Raw genomic sequence first — 17764 nt, 5'->3', positions numbered from 1 at the left:
GGCGGCCGGGGCGCTCGCCGATTGAGGGTTTCGCGCCCCGGCAACCGTACAACCGGTGTGCTACTTCGAGATCTTCCGCTCGACCGCGGCCTTGACGAGGCCCGCGAACAGCGGGTGCGGACGCGTCGGACGCGAGCGCAGCTCCGGGTGTGCCTGGGTCGCGACCAGGTACGGGTGGACCTCGCGCGGGTACTCGACGTACTCGACGAGCTTGCCGTCCGGGGAGGTGCCGGAGAAGACGATGCCGGCCTTCTTCTCCAGCTCCGCGCGGTAGGCGTTGTTCACCTCGTAGCGGTGCCGGTGGCGCTCCTCGACGTATTCCTTGCCGTCGTACACCTCGCGCACGATCGAGCCCTCGGCCAGCTTGGCCGGGTACATGCCGAGCCGCATCGTGCCGCCCATGTCGCCGTCACCGGCGACGATGTCGAGCTGCTCGGCCATGGTGGAGATGACCGGGTGGGAGGTCGCCGGGTCGAACTCGGTGGAGTTGGCGTCGGAGATGTCCGCGAGGTTGCGGGCCGCGTCGATCACGATGCACTGCAGGCCCAGACAGAGACCGAGCAGCGGAATCCGGTTCTCCCGCGCGAAGCGGATCGCGCCGACCTTGCCGAGCACCCCGCGGTCCCCGAAGCCGCCGGGGATGCAGATGGCGTCGACGTCACCGAGCTGCGCCCGGGCGTCGGCCGGGGTCTTGCAGTCGTCGGAGGTGACCCACTTGATCTTCACCCGGGCCTTGTTGGCGAAGCCGCCCGCGCGCAGCGCCTCGGTGACCGAGAGGTAGGCGTCGGGCAGGTCGATGTACTTGCCGACCAGGGCGAGGGTGATCTCGTGGTCGGGGTTGTGGACGCGGTCGAGCAGGTCGTCCCAGGTCGTCCAGTCCACGTCCCGGAAGGGCAGGTCCAGCTTGCGCACGACGTAGGCGTCCAGGCCCTCGGTGTGGATGACCTTGGGAATGTCGTAGATCGAACGGGCGTCGGGGCAGGCGACCACGGCAGCCTCGTCGACGTCGCACATCAGCGAGATCTTCCGCTTGATCGCGGTCGGCACCTCGCGGTCGCAGCGCAGCACGATCGCGTCCGGCTGGATACCGATGTTGCGCAGCGCCGCAACCGAGTGCTGGGTGGGCTTCGTCTTCAGCTCACCCGAGGGACCGATGTACGGCAGGAGCGAGATGTGGACCACGAACACGTTGTCGCGGCCGACCTCGTGCCGCACCTGGCGGACGGTCTCCAGGAACGGCAGCGACTCGATGTCGCCGACCGTGCCGCCGACCTCGGTGATCACGACGTCGACCTCGTCCGTCGCCATGCGGCGGATGCGGTGCTTGATCTCGTTGGTGATGTGCGGGATGACCTGCACGGTGTCGCCGAGGTACTCGCCGCGCCGCTCCTTGGCGATCACGGTCGAGTAGACCTGGCCCGTGGTGACGTTGGCGGAGCCGTCCAGGTCACGGTCGAGGAAGCGCTCGTAGTGCCCGATGTCCAGGTCGGTCTCGGCACCGTCGTTGGTGACGAAGACCTCACCGTGCTGGAAGGGGTTCATCGTGCCGGGGTCGACGTTGAGGTACGGGTCGAGCTTCTGCATGACGACGCGCAGACCGCGGGCCTTGAGCAGCATGCCGAGGCTGGAGGCGGTCAGCCCCTTGCCGAGCGAGGAGGCGACACCCCCGGTGACGAAGATGTGCTTGGTCGTCGTGGATTTTGGCATGGCCAAGAGGGGGCTCCCGTGGTCGCGGTCTGAGGGTGCGGGGCGATCGACTGCCGGAGGATTCCGACGGCGCCGTCGCTGCGGTTCGGGGGTGCCCTTTTTTGGTTTTCCCCTCAGGGGAAGGGGCCCACCGGTCCACGGGCTACCAGCGTATCAGCGCCGCGGGACGATGCTGTCCGGGTACGCTCCGCACACACGCGGGCACCCGTCCGTGACCCGCCACACATCCCTCGCCCCTTGCTCACCCGTTCGGCGGATGCGCGTTGCCCGGAGCGGCACACAGACCGTCTACGTGCGTCGTATCCTGCTCGGACACCCGCTGGCGAGCCCGGCCGGCCGAACGGCACCACCCCCGCCCGTCTCACCGGAACAACACAAGCTCGTCAGTTCGTTGAGTAACAATGGGCGTTTTGCATTCACGACTGAGCGACTGCTTTGCTTCATCGCTCAACGACGCATTTCATGAACCCCTTGACCGCACCAGCGACAACCCCTTGTGGGGTGACGTGGCCGTTCGACTGGAGTTGCACGTGGCCGGGCGCATCGAAGATTACGCACTCATCGGAGACATGCAGACCGCTGCCCTGGTCTGCCGGGACGGCACGGTGGACTGGCTGTGCCTGCCCCGCTTCGACTCGCACGCCATCTTCGCCGGCCTGTTGGGCACCGAAGAACACGGCTTCTGGCGGATCGGCCCGGCGCACGCTCCCGATGCCCAGCCGCCGGCCGCGACCCGGCGCGGCTACCGCGGCGACTCGCTGATCCTGGAGTCCGAGTGGGACACCGGCCGAGGCACGGTCCGGGTGACCGATTTCATGCCTCCGCGCGACGGCGCGCCGCAGGTCATCCGCATCGTGGAGGGCGTCTCGGGCCGCGTGCCGATGCGCTCGGCGCTCCGGATGCGTTTCTCCTACGGCCGGGTGGTGCCGTGGGTGCACAAGCACGAGGGACGCACGGTCGCCGTCGCGGGCCCGGACTCGGTGTGGTTCGACACGTCCGCCGAGACGTACGGGCAGTCGCTGACGACGTACTCGGACTTCACGGTGGCGCCGGGCGACCGGATCACGTTCACGCTGTCGTGGCAGCCCTCGCACAAGGAGCCGCCGCCGCTGCCGGAGCCGGAGCAGTCGCTGGAGGCGACGGAGGACTTCTGGCGGGAGTGGGTGGAGCACTGTACGTACCACGGCCCCTACCGTGAGGCCGTGATCCGCTCCCTGATCACGCTGAAGGCCCTCACCTACGCCCCGACCGGCGGCATCGTCGCCGCGCCCACCACCTCCCTGCCGGAGGACATCGGCGGCGTCCGCAACTGGGACTACCGCTACACCTGGCTGCGGGACGCGGCGATCACCCTGTCCTCGCTGCTGCGCACCGGCTATCGCGAGGAGGCCCGTGCCTGGCGCGAGTGGCTGCTGCGCGCGGTGGCAGGGGACCCGGAGAACCTGCAGATCATGTATGGCATCGCCGGTGAGCGCGAACTCGGCGAGGCGGAGCTGGACTGGCTGCCCGGCTACGAGAACTCGGCCCCGGTCCGGGTGGGCAACGGCGCGGCGCACCAGCTCCAGCTGGATGTGTACGGCGAGGTCACCGAGGCCCTGCACCTGGCCCACATGACCGGCCTGGCACGCAACGACTACGCGTCCCTGCTCCAGCTGAAGCTGATCCAGTACCTGGAGAAGCACTGGCAGGAGCCGGACGAGGGCATCTGGGAGGTCCGCGGCCCGCGCCGCCACTTCGTGCACTCCAAGGTGATGGCGTGGGTCGCCGTCGACCGCACCATCAAGCTCATCGAGTCCGGCGACGCGGACGGTCCCCTGGAGCGCTGGCAGCAGCTGCGCGACGACATCCACCGGGACGTGTGCGAGAAGGGCTACGACAAGGAACGCAACACGTTCACGCAGTCGTACGGCTCGAAGGAGCTGGACGCCTCGCTGCTGCTGATCCCGCAGATGGGCTTCCTGCCGCCGGACGACAAGCGGGTGATCGGCACCATCGAGGCGATCCAGCGCGAGCTGTCCACCCCGGACGGCTTCATCCTGCGCTACCCGACGGAGGGCTCCGACGAGGGTGTCGACGGGCTGCCGGGCGACGAGGGCGCGTTCCTCGCCTGCTCGTTCTGGATGGCCGACGACCTGGCGATGATCGGCCGCGTGGACGAGGCCCGCCGGCTGTTCGAGCGGCTGCTGGCCCTGCGCAACGACCTGGGTCTGCTCGCCGAGGAGTGGGACCCGGTCCGCCAGCGCCAGGTCGGCAACTTCCCGCAGGCCTTCAGCCACGTCCCCCTCATCGACACGGCCCTGCGCCTGACGGCGTCGGGGGCGTACGGGGGCTGAGCGGTCACGCTGTCGTCCGCCGGGCGGGTCCGGTCCGTCCGGCGGAGACGGCCAGAAGCGGTGGGAGAGCCGCGGTCGGGAACACGGTCCCGCACAGAAGGCGGCGCGTTCGGTCCGGCGGTCTCAGATCAGGGGCCGGGGCTGCGTCAACTCGTCGTAGACGCTGAGGACCTGGGCCACCGCTTCGTCCTCCGTCGGCCATCCGGCCGCCTGCCGGGCTCCCCTGGTCCTGAGTTCGTCCCGGCGCCCGGGGTCGCCGAGCAGCCGTACGACGGCGTCGGCGAGGGCACGCGCGTTGCGGTACGGGACGAGTTCGGCGGCGTCGCCGACCAGTTCGGGGATGCCGCCGGTGCCGGCCGCGACGAGCGGCACGCGCGCGTGGAGGGCCTGCTGTGCAAGGACGGACCGCCCCTCCCACCGGCTCGGCAGCAGCGCGAGGTCGGCGGCCTCCAGCAGATCGGTGATGTCGTCGCGCCGTCCGACGAGCCGGACCGGCAGGTCCTCGTCCGTGATCCGGCGCTGGAGTTCACCGCGCAGCGGCCCCTCCCCCGCGACGGCAACCAGCGGCTGGGGGTCGAGGCAGCGCCATCCGTGCGTGGCGTCGAGCAGGGTGTGGTGGCCGCGGTGGCGTTCGAGGGCACCGACGGCGATCAGTAACGGGCGGCCGATGGCGCCGAGTTCGGCCAGGAGTTTGGGCCGCGACCCGTCCGGGTCCTCCGTCTTCGGGGCCGTGCGCAGCCCGGGGAGGACGGCGGCCGCCAGCCTCGCGTCCCGCGCTCCGCTCCGGCGTGCCCGGTCGACCAGGGCGGAGGTGGTCCCGAGCACCACGGTGGCCGCCTTGACGACCCGCCGTTCCATCAGCCGCAGGACGTGCGCGCGGGCGCCTTCGGCGTGCGCCCGGTCGTGCCAGGTGACGATCAGCGGGGTGCGCCGCCCGCCGAGGGCGAGCACGGTCCGGAAAGAGGCGTGCAGGCCGTGCGCGTGCACCAGGTCGGCGTCCGCGCACGCCGCCCGCAGCGCGGACACCGAGCCGGGGTCGCTGCTGCGCGGCACGTGCACATGGTCGGCGCCGACGCCCGTGAAGTCGTAGGTGTGCTCCGCCTCGGTGGGGGCGCACACCGTGACCCGCAAGCCCCGCGCGACGAGCCCCGCAGCCAGGGAGCGCACGTGGGCGCTGGTCGCGGTGGTGCCGCCGCCCAGCACCTGCACGGTGCGCAGCGGCGTCTGGCCGTGCGGTGAGTGGCTGCTCACGGGGGTCACGTGGCCGAGCTCCTGGTTCGGGTCGGGTGGTCCCGAGGAACGTACAGAGGGACCGTGCGGAGAGGATGGACCGCACGGTCTCCTACGCGTGCTCGGTCAAGCATGCCAGGAAGCAAGGGAATTCCGGCAACGACCGGAGCGGCCGCCCGCAGCGGAGTGGGCGGAAACGCCACCCGTACGAGTGACGAAGTACCTCCTGTCGGCCGACACCTCGGTGGACGGCCGGCCGGCCTCCGGCTCCATCAGCCGTCCGCGCGGGGCTGTCAGCCGTCCGTCAGCCGTCCGCCCGTGCCGTCGCCAGGAGTTCCTCCGCGTGGGCGCGGGCCGTCTCGGAGTCCTCCTGGCCGGCCAGCATCCGCGACAGTTCCCGGATCCGGTCCTCCCCCTCGAGCACCTTCACCCCGGACCGGGTGACCGTACCGTCGTTCGTCTTCGCCACCAGCAACTGACGGTCCGCGAAGGCGGCCACCTGCGGCAGATGGGTGACGACCACGACCTGGGCGCTCTTCGCCAGCTTGGCGAGCCGTCTCCCGATCTCGACGGCCGCCTTGCCGCCGACACCGGCGTCGACCTCGTCGAACAGATAGGTCGGCACCGGGTCCGTTCCGGCGAACACGACCTCCACGGCCAGCATCACGCGCGACAGTTCACCGCCGGACGCGCCCTTGGCGATGGGCCGGGGCGGTGCCCCGGGGTGCGGGGCGAGCAGCAGTTCGACCTCGTCGACGCCCGACGGCCCGTGGGCGACCGTGCGCCCGCCGACCTCTACGCCGTCCGGGTCCTCCGTCTGCCGGATGCCGAACGACACGCGCGCATGCGGCATGGCGAGGGAGGCGAGCTCCGCGGTGACGGCGGCCGCGAAGCGCTCCGCGGCCTCGGTGCGGGCCTGGGAGAGGGTGTGCGCCAGCCCGCCCAGTTCGGCACGCAGGCGGTCGCGTTCGGCGGTGAGTTCCTCGATCCGCTCGTCGTCGCCGTCCAGGTCGGTGAGGCGCGCGGCGCTCTCCTCGGCCCAGGCCAGCACGGCGGAGATGTCCTGGCCGTACTTGCGAGTGAGCCCGGTGAGCGCGGCCCGGCGTTCCTCGACCGCCGCCAGCCGCAGTGGATCGGCGTCCAGATCGTCGGCGTACCCGGCGAGGTCCCCGGCGGCGTCACGCAGCAGGATGCCGACCTCGCCGATCCGGTCGGTGAGCGCGGCCAGCTCCGGATCGTGCGCCCGGACGGCCTCCAGGGCCCGCTGGGCGCCCGCGACGAGCGTTCCCGCGTCGACGCTCTCGAGGTCCTCCGGGTTGCCGGCGAGAGCGGCGTGCGCGACGGACGCGGCGGACGCCAGGGCCTCGGCATACCCGAGCCGGTCGGCCTCCTCCGCCAGTTCCACATCCTCGCCGGCGCGGGGTTCCACACCGGCGATCTCGTCGAGCCCGAAGCGCAGCATGTCGGCCTCCTGGGCCCGTTCACGCGCGCGGGTGGTGAGCTCCTCGAGTTCCGTGGCGACGGCCCGCAGCCGCTTGTACGCCCCCGTGTACCGGGCGAGCGGCCCGACGACCGCTTCGCCCGCGTACCGGTCGAGCGCCTGCCGCTGCCGGGACTGCTTGAGGAGCCCCTGCTGGTCGGTCTGCCCGTGCACCGCCACCAGGTCGTCGGCGATCTCGGCGAGGAGCCCCACGGGCACGCTCCGCCCGCCCAGGTGGGCCCGGGAACGCCCCTCGGCGGAAACGGTACGGCTGATCAGCAGCGCCCCGTCGTCGAGCTCGGCCCCGGCCTCTCCCGCGCGTGTGGCGGCCGCGGCGCCCTCGGGCACGGCGATCCTCCCCTCGACGACCGCGTTTCTGGCACCGATCCGCACCAGGGCCGCGTCCGCCCTTCCGCCCAGCAGCAGCCCGAGGCTGGTGACCACCATGGTCTTGCCCGCGCCCGTCTCACCGGTGACTGCGGTGAAGCCGGGTGACAACTTGACCACGGCGTCGTCGATGACTCCGAGCGACCGTATCCGCATCTCCTCCAACACGTCCCAGACCTTACGAGGTTTTCCTCGCGCCGTGCGACGCCGCCCCCCGCCCGAACGGAAACACCGCAGGTCGTCACCCGTGAGCGGGGCCCCGTTCACCGGCGGGTCCCGGTGCACCGGGACGGGCGCGGGCAAGGCCGGGCGGAGGGGAATCCGCGTGCTAGCGCGGTGCTCCTCGCCACCCCGCGACCGGCAGTGCGAACTTCGCCACCAGCCGGTCCGTGAACGAGGCGTGATGCAGCCGGGCCAGCCGGACCGGGACGGCGCCGCGCCGGACCTCCACCCGCGCGCCGGCCGGCAGTTCCACGGTCCGACGCCCGTCGCACCACAGCACGCCGGGCGGGACGTGCGGCAGCATCTCCACCGCGAGCACCGAGTCCGGCGAGGTCACCAGCGGCTTGGCGAACAGGGCGTGCGCGCTGATCGGCACCATCAGCAGCGCCTCGACCTCGGGCCACACCACGGGCCCGCCGGCGGAGAACGCGTACGCGGTCGATCCGGTCGGGGTGGCGCACACGATGCCGTCGCAGCCGAACCCGGTCACCGGACGCCCGTCGATCTCCAGCACGACCTCCAGCATCCGCTCGGCGGACACCTTCTGCACGGCGGCCTCGTTCAGCGCCCAGTCCGTGTGCACGATGGTGCCGTTCTGGTGCACGACGACGTCGACGGTCATCCGTTCCTCGACCTCGTACGCCTTGCTCACCACCCGGTCGACGACCTTGTCGAGGTCGTCCCGCTCGGCCTCGGCGAGGAAGCCGACGCTGCCGAGATTCACGCCGAGCATCGGCACGCCCGAGGCGCGGGCGAACTCGGCGCCGCGCAGCAGGGTGCCGTCGCCGCCCAGCACGATCAGCAGTTCGCAGCCGTCGAGGCACTCCGGGGTGGCCTCCCTGACGGTCTCCACCTCGTCCGGCAGCGGCAGGTCCCGTGCCTCGGTCTCCAGCACCCGCACCCCGAGTCCGGAGTGCAGCAGCCCTTTGACCACGAGTTCCGCACTGCGGATGGCCGCCGGGCGGCCGGTGTGGGCGAGCAGGAAAACAGTACGAGCTCGGTTCGTTGTCAACGCGGCCCCTCCGCCACTGCACGGTCGACGTCGGCCGGGTCCAGTTCCAAAGCTCCCGCCCGCAGCCACAGAAAGTATTCGACATTCCCCGAGGGCCCGGGCAGCGGACTCGCGGTCACACCCTTCGCCCCCAGTCCCAGCTCCCAGGCCTTGGCGGCCACTCCCCGCACGGCCTCGGCGCGCAACTGCGGGCTGCGGACGACGCCGCCGCTGCCCAGCCGCTCCTTGCCCACCTCGAACTGCGGCTTGACCATCATCACCAGATCGGCGTCCGGCCGCACGCACCGTGTCAGGGCGGGCAGTACCAGCCCGAGCGGGATGAAGGACAGATCCCCCACGACAAGATCCACAGGCTCCCCATCGATTGCTTCAAGCGTCAGCTCCCGCACGTTCGTACGGTCCTTGACGGTGACGCGTTCATCGTTGCGGAGAGACCAGGCGAGTTGTCCGTATCCGACGTCCACGGCGATCACGTGCGCGGCCCCCGCGCGGAGCAGGACGTCGGTGAAACCCCCGGTCGAGGCACCGGCGTCCAGCACCCGCCGCCCCCGGACGACCAGCCCCTGCGGCACGAACGCCTCGAACGCGCCGGCGAGCTTGTGGCCGCCGCGCGACACGTAGTCCGGGTCGCCGGTGTCTTCCGCTACGAGGATCGCGGCGGCGGTCTCCACCTGGGTGGCGGGCTTGGTCGCGACGGTCTTGCCGACGCTGACCCGCCCGGCGGCGATCAGCTGACCGGCGTGCTCACGCGACCGGGCGAGCTTCCGGCGGACCAGCTCCGCGTCGAGACGGCGGCGTGCGACTCCTGCCACGTTCGGTTCAGCTCCCCTGTCGGTGGGTCGGATCGGACTCGTGGCCCGAAGGGCCTCCTTGAGGGGCGGTGGCCGGGCGACGGGTGGGACCCGGAGGTCCCGGGCGGGCGTCGAGCGCGGTGAGCGCGTCGCGCAGCCCCTGGTGCACATCTTCGTACACCTCGACATGGCCGTCCGTGGCGAGGTGGTCGGCGTCGGCCAGCCGCTCCACCCGCGCGTCCACCTCGGCGTTGCCGGTGGGGGTGCGGGGCACGTTCAGGGGCGCGGGGGCGGCGGGCGCGTACTCGGGCACGGTCCGGGGGGTGGCGTCCTCGGCCGGTGGTGCGGCGCCCTCCGGTTGCGGCTCGGAGCGCTCGGGCCGCAAGGGTCCGGGGTACGCGGCCGGTGGCCCGGTGTGCTCCGCCTGCGGGGGCGGCTGCTGCGCGCTCCCCGGCTGGGGTACTGCGTCGTTCATGCCCCGACGCTACCGCGAACCGCTGGGGTACCGTCATCCGCGATGGCCACGATCGAGGAATGCCGTGCCGCACTCGGCAGACTGTCCGACTCCATGCAGCGTGCCGAGGGCGACGTCGGCGCGGCCGCGGCGATGGACCGTTCGGTCAGCTGCCATGTCACCGACCTGGATGTAACCTTCGCCGGCCGGCTCACCGGCGGGCGGATCGAGGTGCACGAGACTCTCGAGGGCCCTCCGCGTGAGCGGGCGCAGGTCGGGCTCGCCATGCGAGGGGACGACCTGTTGGCCTTGGTCGACGGCGAACTGCACTTCGCCAGGGTATGGGGGGCGGGCCGGGTGAAGCTGGAGGCAGGTCTGCGCGACCTGCTCCACCTCAGGAAGCTTCTCTAGCTCCCACCTTCGCCGTGGCCTGCTTGTCCGTGTTCTGCTCGACCGTGGCCTGCTTGTCCGGCGCCTGCTTGCCCGGCGCCTGCTTGCCCGGCGCCTGCTTTGCCGCGGTCCGCGCCCTGCGGGCGGCCGGCACGATCAAGGGCGTACCCGTCTCGGGGTCGTCGATCACCTGGCAGCTCAGACCGAAGACCTGCTCGACCAGCCCGGCGGTGACGATCTCCTTCGGAGCGCCCTGGGCGATGACCTTCCCTTCGCGCAGCGCGATGAGGTGGGTGGCGTACCGAGCGGCGTGGTTGAGGTCGTGCAGGACGGCGACGAGGGTGCGGCCCTGCTCCTCGTGCAGTTCCGCGCACAGGTCCAGTACGTCGATCTGGTGCTGGATGTCCAGATAGGTCGTCGGCTCGTCGAGCAGCAGCAGCGGGGTCTCCTGGGCGAGTGCCATGGCGATCCACACGCGCTGCCGCTGCCCGCCGGAGAGTTCGTCGACATGGCGTTCACCGAGGTCGGCGATGCCGGTCCGGGCCATCGCCTCCTGGACGACCCTCTCGTCCTCGGTGGACCACTGGCGCAGGATGCCCTGGTGCGGATACCGGCCGCGCCCCACCAGGTCGGCGACGGTGATCCCGTCGGGCGCGATCGACGACTGGGGCAGCAGTCCGAGGGTGCGGGCGACCTTCTTCGCGGGCATCGACTGGATGATCTGACCGTCCAGCAGCACCCGCCCGTGACTGGGCTTGAGCATTCGGGACAGCGCCCGCAGGAGCGTCGACTTGCCGCAGGCGTTCGGGCCGACGATCACGGTGAAGGAGTTGTCCGGTATCTCCACCGACAGCCGCTCGGCGATGACACGCTGGTCGTAGGCGAGGGTGACGTCCTCGGCGGACAGTCGGTTCACGGTACTCCTTCGGTTGTTCAGCCCACTGGTCCGTCGGCCGGCCGGTCCGTTGCTCGGTCCGCTGGTCGGTCGCTTCATATCCGGCCCGCCCTGCGCTCGGTGACCAGGAGCCACAGCAGGTAGACACCGCCGAGCACGCCGGTGACCACGCCCACGGGCAACTGCCCGGCCCCGAAGGCCCGCTGCGAGATCCAGTCGGAACTCACCAGCAGGGCGGCCCCCATGCACATCGACGGCACCAGGTTCGGTCCGGGCGAACGGGTCAGACGCCGGGCCAGCTGCGGTGCGGTGAGCGCGATGAAGCCGACGGGCCCGGAGGCCGCCGTCGCCGACGCGGTGAGCAGGACCGCGGACAGCATCAGCACCAGCCGTACGCGCTCGACCCGGACTCCGAGGGCGTAGGACACGTCGTCGCCCATCTCCATCATCCTGAGCCCACGGGAGTTGGCGAGAACCAGCGGTACGAGGAGGGCGCACAGAGCGAGCAGAGGCCAGACCTGGTCCCAGTCACGGCCGTCGAGGGAACCGGTCATCCACACGACCGCGCGGGCCGCGTCGATGATGTCGGACTTGGTGAGCAGATAGCCGTTGACCGCGGTGACGATCGCGGAGACACCGATACCGACCAGCACCAGCCGGTATCCGTGCACGCCCCGCTTCCAGGCGAGCACGTAGATGGCGAACCCGGTCGCCAGTCCGCCGACCAGGGCACCGAGGGCGACCTGGTGGGCGGTTCCGGAGAACAGCACGATCACCACGAGCGCGCCGGCCGTGGCGCCCTGGCCCAGGCCGAGGACGTCCGGACTGCCCAGCGGGTTGCGGGAGATGGACTGGAACAGCGCACCGGCGAGACCGAGGGAGGCACCGACGAGGAGTCCCACCAGGACCCGGGGCAGCCGCAGTTCGGTGACGATGAACTCCTGGCCCGGATCGCCCTCGCCCAACAGCGTCCGGACCACGTCGGCGGCCGGTATCGGGAAGTCTCCGGTACCGATCAGCACCACGCTCGCGGTGAGCGCGACGAGCAGCAGCAGGGTGCCGACGACGAGGGTCCGCACGTCCACCCGGAGCGAGAGGCCGCCGGGGGTACGCACGGCACGGTTGGTCTTCACAGCTGGGCCGTCCTCCGCCGTCGTACGAGATAGATGAACACCGGGCCGCCGATGATCGCGGTGACGATGCCGACCTGGAGTTCGGCGGGCCGGGTCAGGACGCGGCCGATCACATCGGCGCCGAGCAGCAGTACGGGCGACAGGACGGCCGTGTACGGCAGGATCCAGCGCATGTCGGGTCCGGTGAACGAGCGCACCACGTGCGGCACCATCAGGCCGATGAAGGCGATCGGCCCGCAGGCGGCCGTCGCGGCCCCGCAGAGCAGGGTCGCGGCGAGCATGGCCAGCCCCCGTGTGCGGTTCAGGTTGGCGCCGAGGGCCTTGGCGGTGTCGTCGCCCATGGCCATGGCGTTCAGCGGCCGGGCGAGCAGCAGCGCCAGGACGAAGCCGACCAGCAGGAACGGAAGTACCTGCTGGATGACCGAACTGTTCGCCGAGGACAGCGATCCGACCGTCCAGAAGCGCATCCTTCCCAGGGCGGCCTCGTCCAGGATCATGACCGCCTGGAGGTAGCCGAACAGCGCGGCGGTGATCGCGGTGCCGGCGAGGACCAGGCGCACCGGTGTGGCGCCCCGGCTGCCGCCCAGGAACCACACCAGTGCCCCGACCGCCGCCGCCCCGCAGAACGCGAACCACACGTAGCCGGACAGCGAGGTGACGCCGAAGAAGGTGATGGCCGTGACGACCGCCGCGGACGCGCCCGCGTTGATGCCGAGCAGTCCCGGATCGGCCAGCGGGTTACGGGTCAGCGCCTGGAGCACCGCTCCCGCCAGGCCGAGTGCGGCACCGGCGAGCGCGCCGAGAACGGTCCGTGACAACCGGTCGGCGACGACGGCATCGCCGTAGGTGCCCGAATCCTCGAACAGGCCGTGCCAGACCTGCTGCAGGGACAGATCCTTCGCCCCGATCGCGATACTCGCCAGGGCGACGAGCACCAGGATCACGGCGGAGAGGAGCAGCCCCAGGACACGGAGCGGCGCCCGGCGGTTCGGATGCGCGGGGACGGTGTCCGCGCGCTGTTCGGGGGGACTCTCGACCAACACCCGGTTAGGTTAGCCTACCCTCCTATTCGATTACGATTCCTCGGATCCCCGGGCATCCGGGCACGGGGCATCCGGGTACCGAGCGCGTCCCTCACAGTCCCAGCCGTGCCAGCGCCTTCCCGCCGTCCAGCCGGCACCCGCCGTCGCCCGCCGCTGTCCACGCCGCCGCGCACAGTGCCCGCAGCCCGTCCAAAGCCGTACCCTCCCCGTCCAGCTCCAGGCGCTCACCGGCCGCCGTCGCCGTCCAGCCATCGCACCGGAACCCGCCGCCGTCCACCGCGACGACCTCCGGCTGCCCGGTGAGCATCCCGCGCAGATCGGCGTCGACGAAGGTCGGACGGTGCTGCGGCGGCGCGGCCAGCAGCTGCGCCCCGTCGGTCACGCCCGTGAGCACCAGCAGGGAGTCGACACCGCCGTTGAACGCGCCCTCGATGTCCGTGTCCAGCCGGTCGCCCACCACCAGCGGCCGCTCGGCGCCCGTCCGCAGAATGGTCTCCCGGTGCATCGGCGGCAGCGGCTTGCCCGCCACCTGCGGCTCGGCGCCCGTCGCGATCCGTACGACCTCCACCGCCGCCCCGTTCCCCGGCGCGATGCCCCGGCCGCTGGGGATCGTCAGATCCGTGTTGGACGCGAACCACGGCACCCCACGCGCGATCGCGTAACTCGCCTCCCCGAACCGCCCCCACGGGAAGTCGGGACCGCCGTACCCCTGCACCACCGCCGCCGGGTCGTCGTCCGCCGACTCCACGAGCGTCAGTCCGCGCTCGCTCAGCGCCACCCGCAGGCCCTCGCCACCGATCACCAGCACCCTGGCTCCCGGCGGCACCTGCTCACTCACCAGCCGCGCGACCGCCTGCGCCGATGTGATCACATCGGCGGCCTCCGTCGGTATCCCCAGCTCCGTCAGATGCGCGGCGACGGTGTCCGGCGTGCGCAGGGCGTTGTTCGTCACGTACGCCAGGTGCATGCCCCCGGCGCCGGCCACGGCCAGCGACTCGACCGCGTGGACGATCGCCTTCCCACCCGCGTACACCACACCGTCGAGGTCGAGCAGCGCCGTGTCGTACGCCTCGCTCAGGGCCTGCCCACTGCCCTCGGGCCTCGTCCTGACGCTTCGGCTCATTGTGCATCGCTCCTCGTTCGACGGCTTTCCCCGATCATCCCCCATCTCACTGACACCCGTACGATGCCTGGATGAAGACTGCAGGTCCCTCGGAAGCGAAGGCGCGCCGAGGCCTGGAACTCACCCCGTTCCGAGGCCTTCGTTACGACCCCGACCGGGTCGGCAGCCTGGCCGCCGTGACATCCCCGCCGTACGACGTCGTCGTCCGCCCCGACGGTCTGCATCACCTGCAGTCCGCCGACCCGTACAACATCGTCCGGCTGATCCTGCCCGAGGCAGAAACCCCCGAAGCCCGCAATGCCCAGGCCTCCGCGACCCTGAACCGCTGGCGGGCCGAGGGCGTCCTGACCACGGACCCCGAACCCGGTCTCTACGTCTATGAACAGCGCGACGGCGACGGTCTGCTGCAGCGCGGGATCATCGGCGCCCTGCGCGTGTCGGACCCCGACGAGCAGCTGGTCCTGCCGCACGAGGACGTCATGCCGCACATCGTCGCCGACCGCGCGGCTCTGATGCTGGCCACCTCGGCGAACCTCGAGCCTCTGCTGCTGACCTACCCCGGCGACGGATCGGCAGCCGCCACCGCCGACCTGATCGAGCGCACGGCCAAGACGCCCCCCGTCCTCGCGACCACCACGGAGGACGGCTTCCACCACCGACTGTGGTCCCTCACCGACCCCGAGGACCTGGCCACCGTACGGACCGACCTGGCCGGCCTGCAGGCACTCATCGCCGACGGCCACCACCGCTGGGCGACCTACCGCCGCCTGCGCGCGCAGCACCCCTCCCCCAGCCCTTGGGACCACGGCCTGGTGCTCCTCGTCGACACGGCCCGCTACCCGCTGCGCGTCCGCGCCATCCACCGCCTGCTGCACGGCCTGCCCGTCGCGGACGCGCTGGCGGCCCTCGACGGCCTGTTCCGGGTCCGCCGCGTCGACGCCGCGTTGCCGGAGGCCATGGAGGCGCTGGCCGAGGCGGCCGGTACGGGCAACGCCTTCCTCCTGGCCGGCGACGGCGCCTTCCACCTCGTCGACCGCCCGGACCCGGATCTGCTGGCCCGCACGGTCCCCGCCGACCGCCCGGAAGCCTGGCGAACCCTGGACGCGACGGTCCTGCACTCCACACTCCTGGACCAGGTGTGGCACGTCCCCGAGGACTCCCCGGCCCACATCGCCTACATCCACGACACGACCGCGACCGTCGAGAAGGCGGAACGCGACGGCGGTACGGCGGTGCTGATGCATCCGGTCCGCGAGGAGGTCGTCCGTGACCTCGCCCGCCAAGGCGTCACGATGCCCCGCAAGTCGACGTCCTTCGGCCCCAAGCCGGCCTCGGGACTGGTGCTGCGCGCGTTCGACGCGTGACGCGCCGCCGGTAACGCACGAAGGGGTGGGATCCCCGGTCGGTGACCGGGGATCCCACCCCTTCGTACGTCCGGACGCTCAGGCGTCAGGCGTCAGGCGTCAGGCCTTGTCGACGTCGGTCTCGGCCTTGTCGGCAGCGCCGTTGTCCGGGTTCAGGTCCGTGCGCACGTCCTCGGCCTCGTCGGCCGAGGTGTCGGAACCGGCGTCGGCGTCCGCGTCCGCGTCGTCATCTTCGTCGAGCGCGTCTGTGAACTCCACGCCTTCCATCTCGGCCAGCCGGTCCGAGGCGTCGGTGCTGCCGTCCCGGTCGGCCTCCACGGCCTTTGCGAACCACTCCCGTGCCTCGTCCGTCCGTTCGGCGGCGAGAAGCGCGTCGGCGTACGCGTACCGCAGCCGCGCGGTCCACGGCTGTACGGCGTGGGACGCCAGCTCGGAGCTCTGGAGCGTCACAATGGCGGCGTCCAGTTGCCCCAGGTCGCGCCGCGCGCCGGCCGCGACAAGCCGCATCTCGACCTGGCCGGCCTTGTCCAGCTTCTGCACCTCGGGAGCACCGGCCATGTCCAGCGTCTTCTCCGGCCGCCCGAGTCCACGCTCGCAGTCGGCCATGAGGGGCCACAGCTCCGCGGTACCGGTCATCCTCCGCGCCGCCCGGAACTCGGCCAGAGCCTCGGAGTACTTCTGGCTGGCGTACGCGGCGAAGCCGACGGCCTCCCGTACGGCGGCGACGCGCGACGCCAGCCGCAGCGCCACCCTGGAGTAGCCGTACGCGCCCTCGGGGTCTTCATCAATCAGCCGGGCGACCATCACCAGGTTCTTGGCAACATCCTCCGCGAGCGTCTTGGGCAGGCTCTGCAACTCCTGCCGTACGTCCTTGTCGATCTCCTCGCCCGTGACGTCCTCGGGGATCGGCAACCGCTTGATGGGCTCCCGCTCCCGCTCCTCACGGAACCGGCCGCCACCATGCCCGTCGTCGCGCCCACGGAACCCACCGGACCGCTCGCCCCGGTCGTCCCGGCCACGGAAACCACCGCGCTCGCCGCCACGGCTGTCACCGCGGCTGCTGCCCCGGCTGTCGTCGCGACGGAAGCCGCCACGGTCTCCACCGCGGCTGTCGTCCCGGCCGTGGTATCCGCCCCGCTCGCCACCGCGGCTGTCGCCACGGCTGTCATCACGGCGGTCACCACGGTCGTCGCTGCGCCGGTCGTCCCGACGATCATCACGCCGGTCGTCGCGACGGAAGCCGCCACGGCTGTCACCGCGGCTGTCGCCCCGACTGTCGTCGCGACGGAAGCCACCGCGGTCACCACGGTCGTCGCTGCGCCGGTCATCACGGCGGTCGTCACGTCGGTCGTCGCGGCGGAAGCCGCCCCGGTCACCGCCACGGCTGTCATCACGTCCGCGGTAACCACCACGCTCGCCACCACCGCGGTTGTCGTCCCGGCCGCGGTATCCGCCCCGCTCGCCACCGCGACTGTCGCCACGGCTGTCATCACGGCGGAATCCACCGCGGTCACCGCCACGGCTGTCATCACGTCCGCGGTAACCACCACGGTCGCCGCCAGTGCTGTCGTCACGCCCGCGGAAACCGCCCCGCTCACCACGGTCGTCACTGCGCCGGTCATCACGCCGGTCGTCCCGGCGGCCGTTCCCTCGATCGTCGTCGCGGCGGAAGCCGGGACGCTCACGTCCACTGTCACGGCGGTCGTCCTTACGGTCGTCCCGGCCCCGGTAGCCGCCGCGCTCTCCGCCCCGGTTGTCACCCCGGTTGTCGTCACGCCCACGGAAACCGCCCCGCTCCGGCCGGCCGGCGCCTCGGTCGTCGCGCCGATCGTCTCGGCGGACCCCACGGTCGCGGTCGCTGGATCGACGCGGGTCGGCACCCCGCTGGCCGCCTCGGTCCGAACGGTCACCACTGTCCCGTCGCCGCTGATCGCGCTCCGGTCGGTCGTCGGGAGAGTTGGTGGACATCGATGACTCCTGTCTTCGGTACCGCATGTCTTCGGTACCGCAAATATTCTCGCGCAGCCGAACATCCGGCGCGCTCCAGAAAATAAAAAAGGACCCTTGGTCCCAGCTGAACGCTGGGACCAAGGGTCCTTCCAAAGATTGTTCGGCGGCGTCCTACTCTCCCACAGGGTCCCCCCTGCAGTACCATCGGCGCGGTAAGGCTTAGCTTCCGGGTTCGGAATGTAACCGGGCG

15 protein-coding genes and 1 rRNA gene are annotated in these 17764 nt (G+C 71.5%); 4 read left to right on the top strand and 12 right to left on the bottom strand.

What is annotated here, in order from left to right; all coding sequences use genetic code 11:
- Positions 1-60: 60 nt before the first annotated feature.
- Positions 61-1707, bottom strand: a complete 1647-nt coding sequence (locus ACFYQA_RS34890) for a CTP synthase (protein WP_332432733.1) — start codon at positions 1705-1707, stop codon at positions 61-63.
- A 530-nt stretch (positions 1708-2237) separates the two neighbouring features.
- On the opposite strand from ACFYQA_RS34890, the gene ACFYQA_RS34885 reads away from it, so the two are divergent.
- Entirely contained in the window at positions 2238-4040 is a 1803-nt protein-coding gene (locus tag ACFYQA_RS34885; protein ID WP_388926776.1) for a glycoside hydrolase family 15 protein, read from the top strand.
- A 123-nt stretch (positions 4041-4163) separates the two neighbouring features.
- Here the strand turns inward: ACFYQA_RS34885 and ACFYQA_RS34880 are convergent, their stop codons facing one another.
- The 5 genes from ACFYQA_RS34880 to ACFYQA_RS34860 all read right to left on the bottom strand — a co-directional run bounded on the left by ACFYQA_RS34880 (position 4164) and on the right by ACFYQA_RS34860 (position 9637).
- Entirely contained in the window at positions 4164-5300 is a 1137-nt protein-coding gene (locus ACFYQA_RS34880; RefSeq protein ID WP_388926730.1) for a glycosyltransferase family 4 protein, read from the bottom strand.
- Between the two features lie 274 nt (positions 5301-5574).
- On the bottom strand, positions 5575-7293 hold the full coding sequence (recN, locus tag ACFYQA_RS34875) for a DNA repair protein RecN (protein ID WP_388926773.1): 1719 nt from the start codon (positions 7291-7293) through the stop codon (positions 5575-5577).
- 172 nt (positions 7294-7465) lie between these two features.
- Entirely contained in the window at positions 7466-8371 is a 906-nt protein-coding gene (locus ACFYQA_RS34870) for an NAD kinase (RefSeq protein ID WP_386399811.1), read from the bottom strand.
- Positions 8368-9183 carry a TlyA family RNA methyltransferase gene (locus tag ACFYQA_RS34865; protein WP_388926727.1) on the bottom strand — a complete coding sequence of 272 codons (816 nt, stop codon included), beginning with the start codon at positions 9181-9183 and terminating at the stop codon, positions 8368-8370. The genes ACFYQA_RS34870 and ACFYQA_RS34865 overlap by 4 nt, the downstream gene beginning before the upstream one ends.
- Before the next feature lie 7 nt (positions 9184-9190).
- Positions 9191-9637 carry a hypothetical protein gene (locus tag ACFYQA_RS34860; protein WP_388926724.1) on the bottom strand — a complete coding sequence of 149 codons (447 nt, stop codon included), beginning with the start codon at positions 9635-9637 and terminating at the stop codon, positions 9191-9193.
- A 42-nt stretch (positions 9638-9679) separates the two neighbouring features.
- Between ACFYQA_RS34860 and ACFYQA_RS34855 the strand changes: the two genes are divergently transcribed.
- Complete coding sequence (locus tag ACFYQA_RS34855) at positions 9680-10027, top strand: sterol-binding protein (RefSeq protein ID WP_388926722.1); 348 nt, start codon at positions 9680-9682, stop codon at positions 10025-10027.
- Here the strand turns inward: ACFYQA_RS34855 and ACFYQA_RS34850 are convergent.
- From ACFYQA_RS34850 to ACFYQA_RS34835, 4 genes are all read right to left on the bottom strand, one after another.
- Positions 10011-11000: an ABC transporter ATP-binding protein gene (locus ACFYQA_RS34850; protein WP_388926719.1), complete on the bottom strand. Its 990-nt coding sequence runs from the start codon at positions 10998-11000 to the stop codon at positions 10011-10013. The two genes, ACFYQA_RS34855 and ACFYQA_RS34850, sit on opposite strands and share 17 nt — an antisense overlap.
- On the bottom strand, positions 10997-12034 hold the full coding sequence (locus ACFYQA_RS34845; protein ID WP_388926716.1) for a FecCD family ABC transporter permease: 1038 nt from the start codon (positions 12032-12034) through the stop codon (positions 10997-10999). The genes ACFYQA_RS34850 and ACFYQA_RS34845 overlap by 4 nt, the downstream gene beginning before the upstream one ends.
- Positions 12031-13077 carry a FecCD family ABC transporter permease gene (locus ACFYQA_RS34840; RefSeq protein ID WP_388926714.1) on the bottom strand — a complete coding sequence of 349 codons (1047 nt, stop codon included), beginning with the start codon at positions 13075-13077 and terminating at the stop codon, positions 12031-12033. Before ACFYQA_RS34840 ends, ACFYQA_RS34845 begins: the two co-directional genes overlap by 4 nt.
- Positions 13078-13168: 91 nt before the next feature.
- Positions 13169-14200 (bottom strand): HAD hydrolase-like protein, encoded by a 1032-nt coding sequence (locus ACFYQA_RS34835; protein WP_388926711.1) that lies wholly within the window; start codon positions 14198-14200, stop codon positions 13169-13171.
- A 71-nt stretch (positions 14201-14271) separates the two neighbouring features.
- Here ACFYQA_RS34835 and ACFYQA_RS34830 point away from each other — a divergent pair, with 71 nt between their 5' ends.
- On the top strand, positions 14272-15564 hold the full coding sequence (locus tag ACFYQA_RS34830; protein WP_388926708.1) for a DUF1015 domain-containing protein: 1293 nt from the start codon (positions 14272-14274) through the stop codon (positions 15562-15564).
- 99 nt (positions 15565-15663) lie between these two features.
- Here ACFYQA_RS34830 and ACFYQA_RS34825 read toward each other — a convergent pair whose 3' ends face one another.
- On the bottom strand, positions 15664-16476 hold the full coding sequence (locus ACFYQA_RS34825; protein ID WP_388926705.1) for a tetratricopeptide repeat protein: 813 nt from the start codon (positions 16474-16476) through the stop codon (positions 15664-15666).
- Positions 16477-16524: 48 nt separating this feature from the next.
- On the opposite strand from ACFYQA_RS34825, the gene ACFYQA_RS34820 reads away from it, so the two are divergent.
- Positions 16525-17538 (top strand): hypothetical protein, encoded by a 1014-nt coding sequence (locus tag ACFYQA_RS34820; RefSeq protein ID WP_388926702.1) that lies wholly within the window; start codon positions 16525-16527, stop codon positions 17536-17538.
- 134 nt (positions 17539-17672) lie between these two features.
- On the opposite strand, the gene rrf is transcribed toward ACFYQA_RS34820, so the two are convergent.
- A 5S ribosomal RNA gene (gene rrf, locus ACFYQA_RS34815) occupies positions 17673-17764 on the bottom strand; the annotation flags it as partial.

It is taken from the genome of Streptomyces sp. NPDC005774 (assembly GCF_042871645.1).
Classification (GTDB): Bacteria; Actinomycetota; Actinomycetes; order Streptomycetales; family Streptomycetaceae; genus Streptomyces; species Streptomyces pratens.
The sequence above is the reverse complement of the archived record's forward strand: the minus strand, read 5'-3'. Positions and strand labels throughout refer to the sequence as shown.

What these genes read in the sequence shown, in the direction of transcription:
- ACFYQA_RS34835 (WP_388926711.1), bottom strand. Translation starts at nt 14,200, where the DNA reads ATGAGCCGAAGCGTCAGGACGAGGCCCGAGGGCAGTGGGCAGGCCCTG.
- ACFYQA_RS34830 (WP_388926708.1), top strand. Translation starts at nt 14,272, where the DNA reads ATGAAGACTGCAGGTCCCTCGGAAGCGAAGGCGCGCCGAGGCCTGGAA.
- ACFYQA_RS34850 (WP_388926719.1), bottom strand. Translation starts at nt 11,000, where the DNA reads ATGAAGCGACCGACCAGCGGACCGAGCAACGGACCGGCCGGCCGACGG.
- ACFYQA_RS34855 (WP_388926722.1), top strand. Translation starts at nt 9,680, where the DNA reads ATGGCCACGATCGAGGAATGCCGTGCCGCACTCGGCAGACTGTCCGAC.
- ACFYQA_RS34890 (WP_332432733.1), bottom strand. Translation starts at nt 1,707, where the DNA reads ATGCCAAAATCCACGACGACCAAGCACATCTTCGTCACCGGGGGTGTC.
- ACFYQA_RS34820 (WP_388926702.1), top strand. Translation starts at nt 16,525, where the DNA reads ATGCCCGTCGTCGCGCCCACGGAACCCACCGGACCGCTCGCCCCGGTC.
- recN (WP_388926773.1), bottom strand. Translation starts at nt 7,293, where the DNA reads ATGCGGATACGGTCGCTCGGAGTCATCGACGACGCCGTGGTCAAGTTG.
- ACFYQA_RS34860 (WP_388926724.1), bottom strand. Translation starts at nt 9,637, where the DNA reads ATGAACGACGCAGTACCCCAGCCGGGGAGCGCGCAGCAGCCGCCCCCG.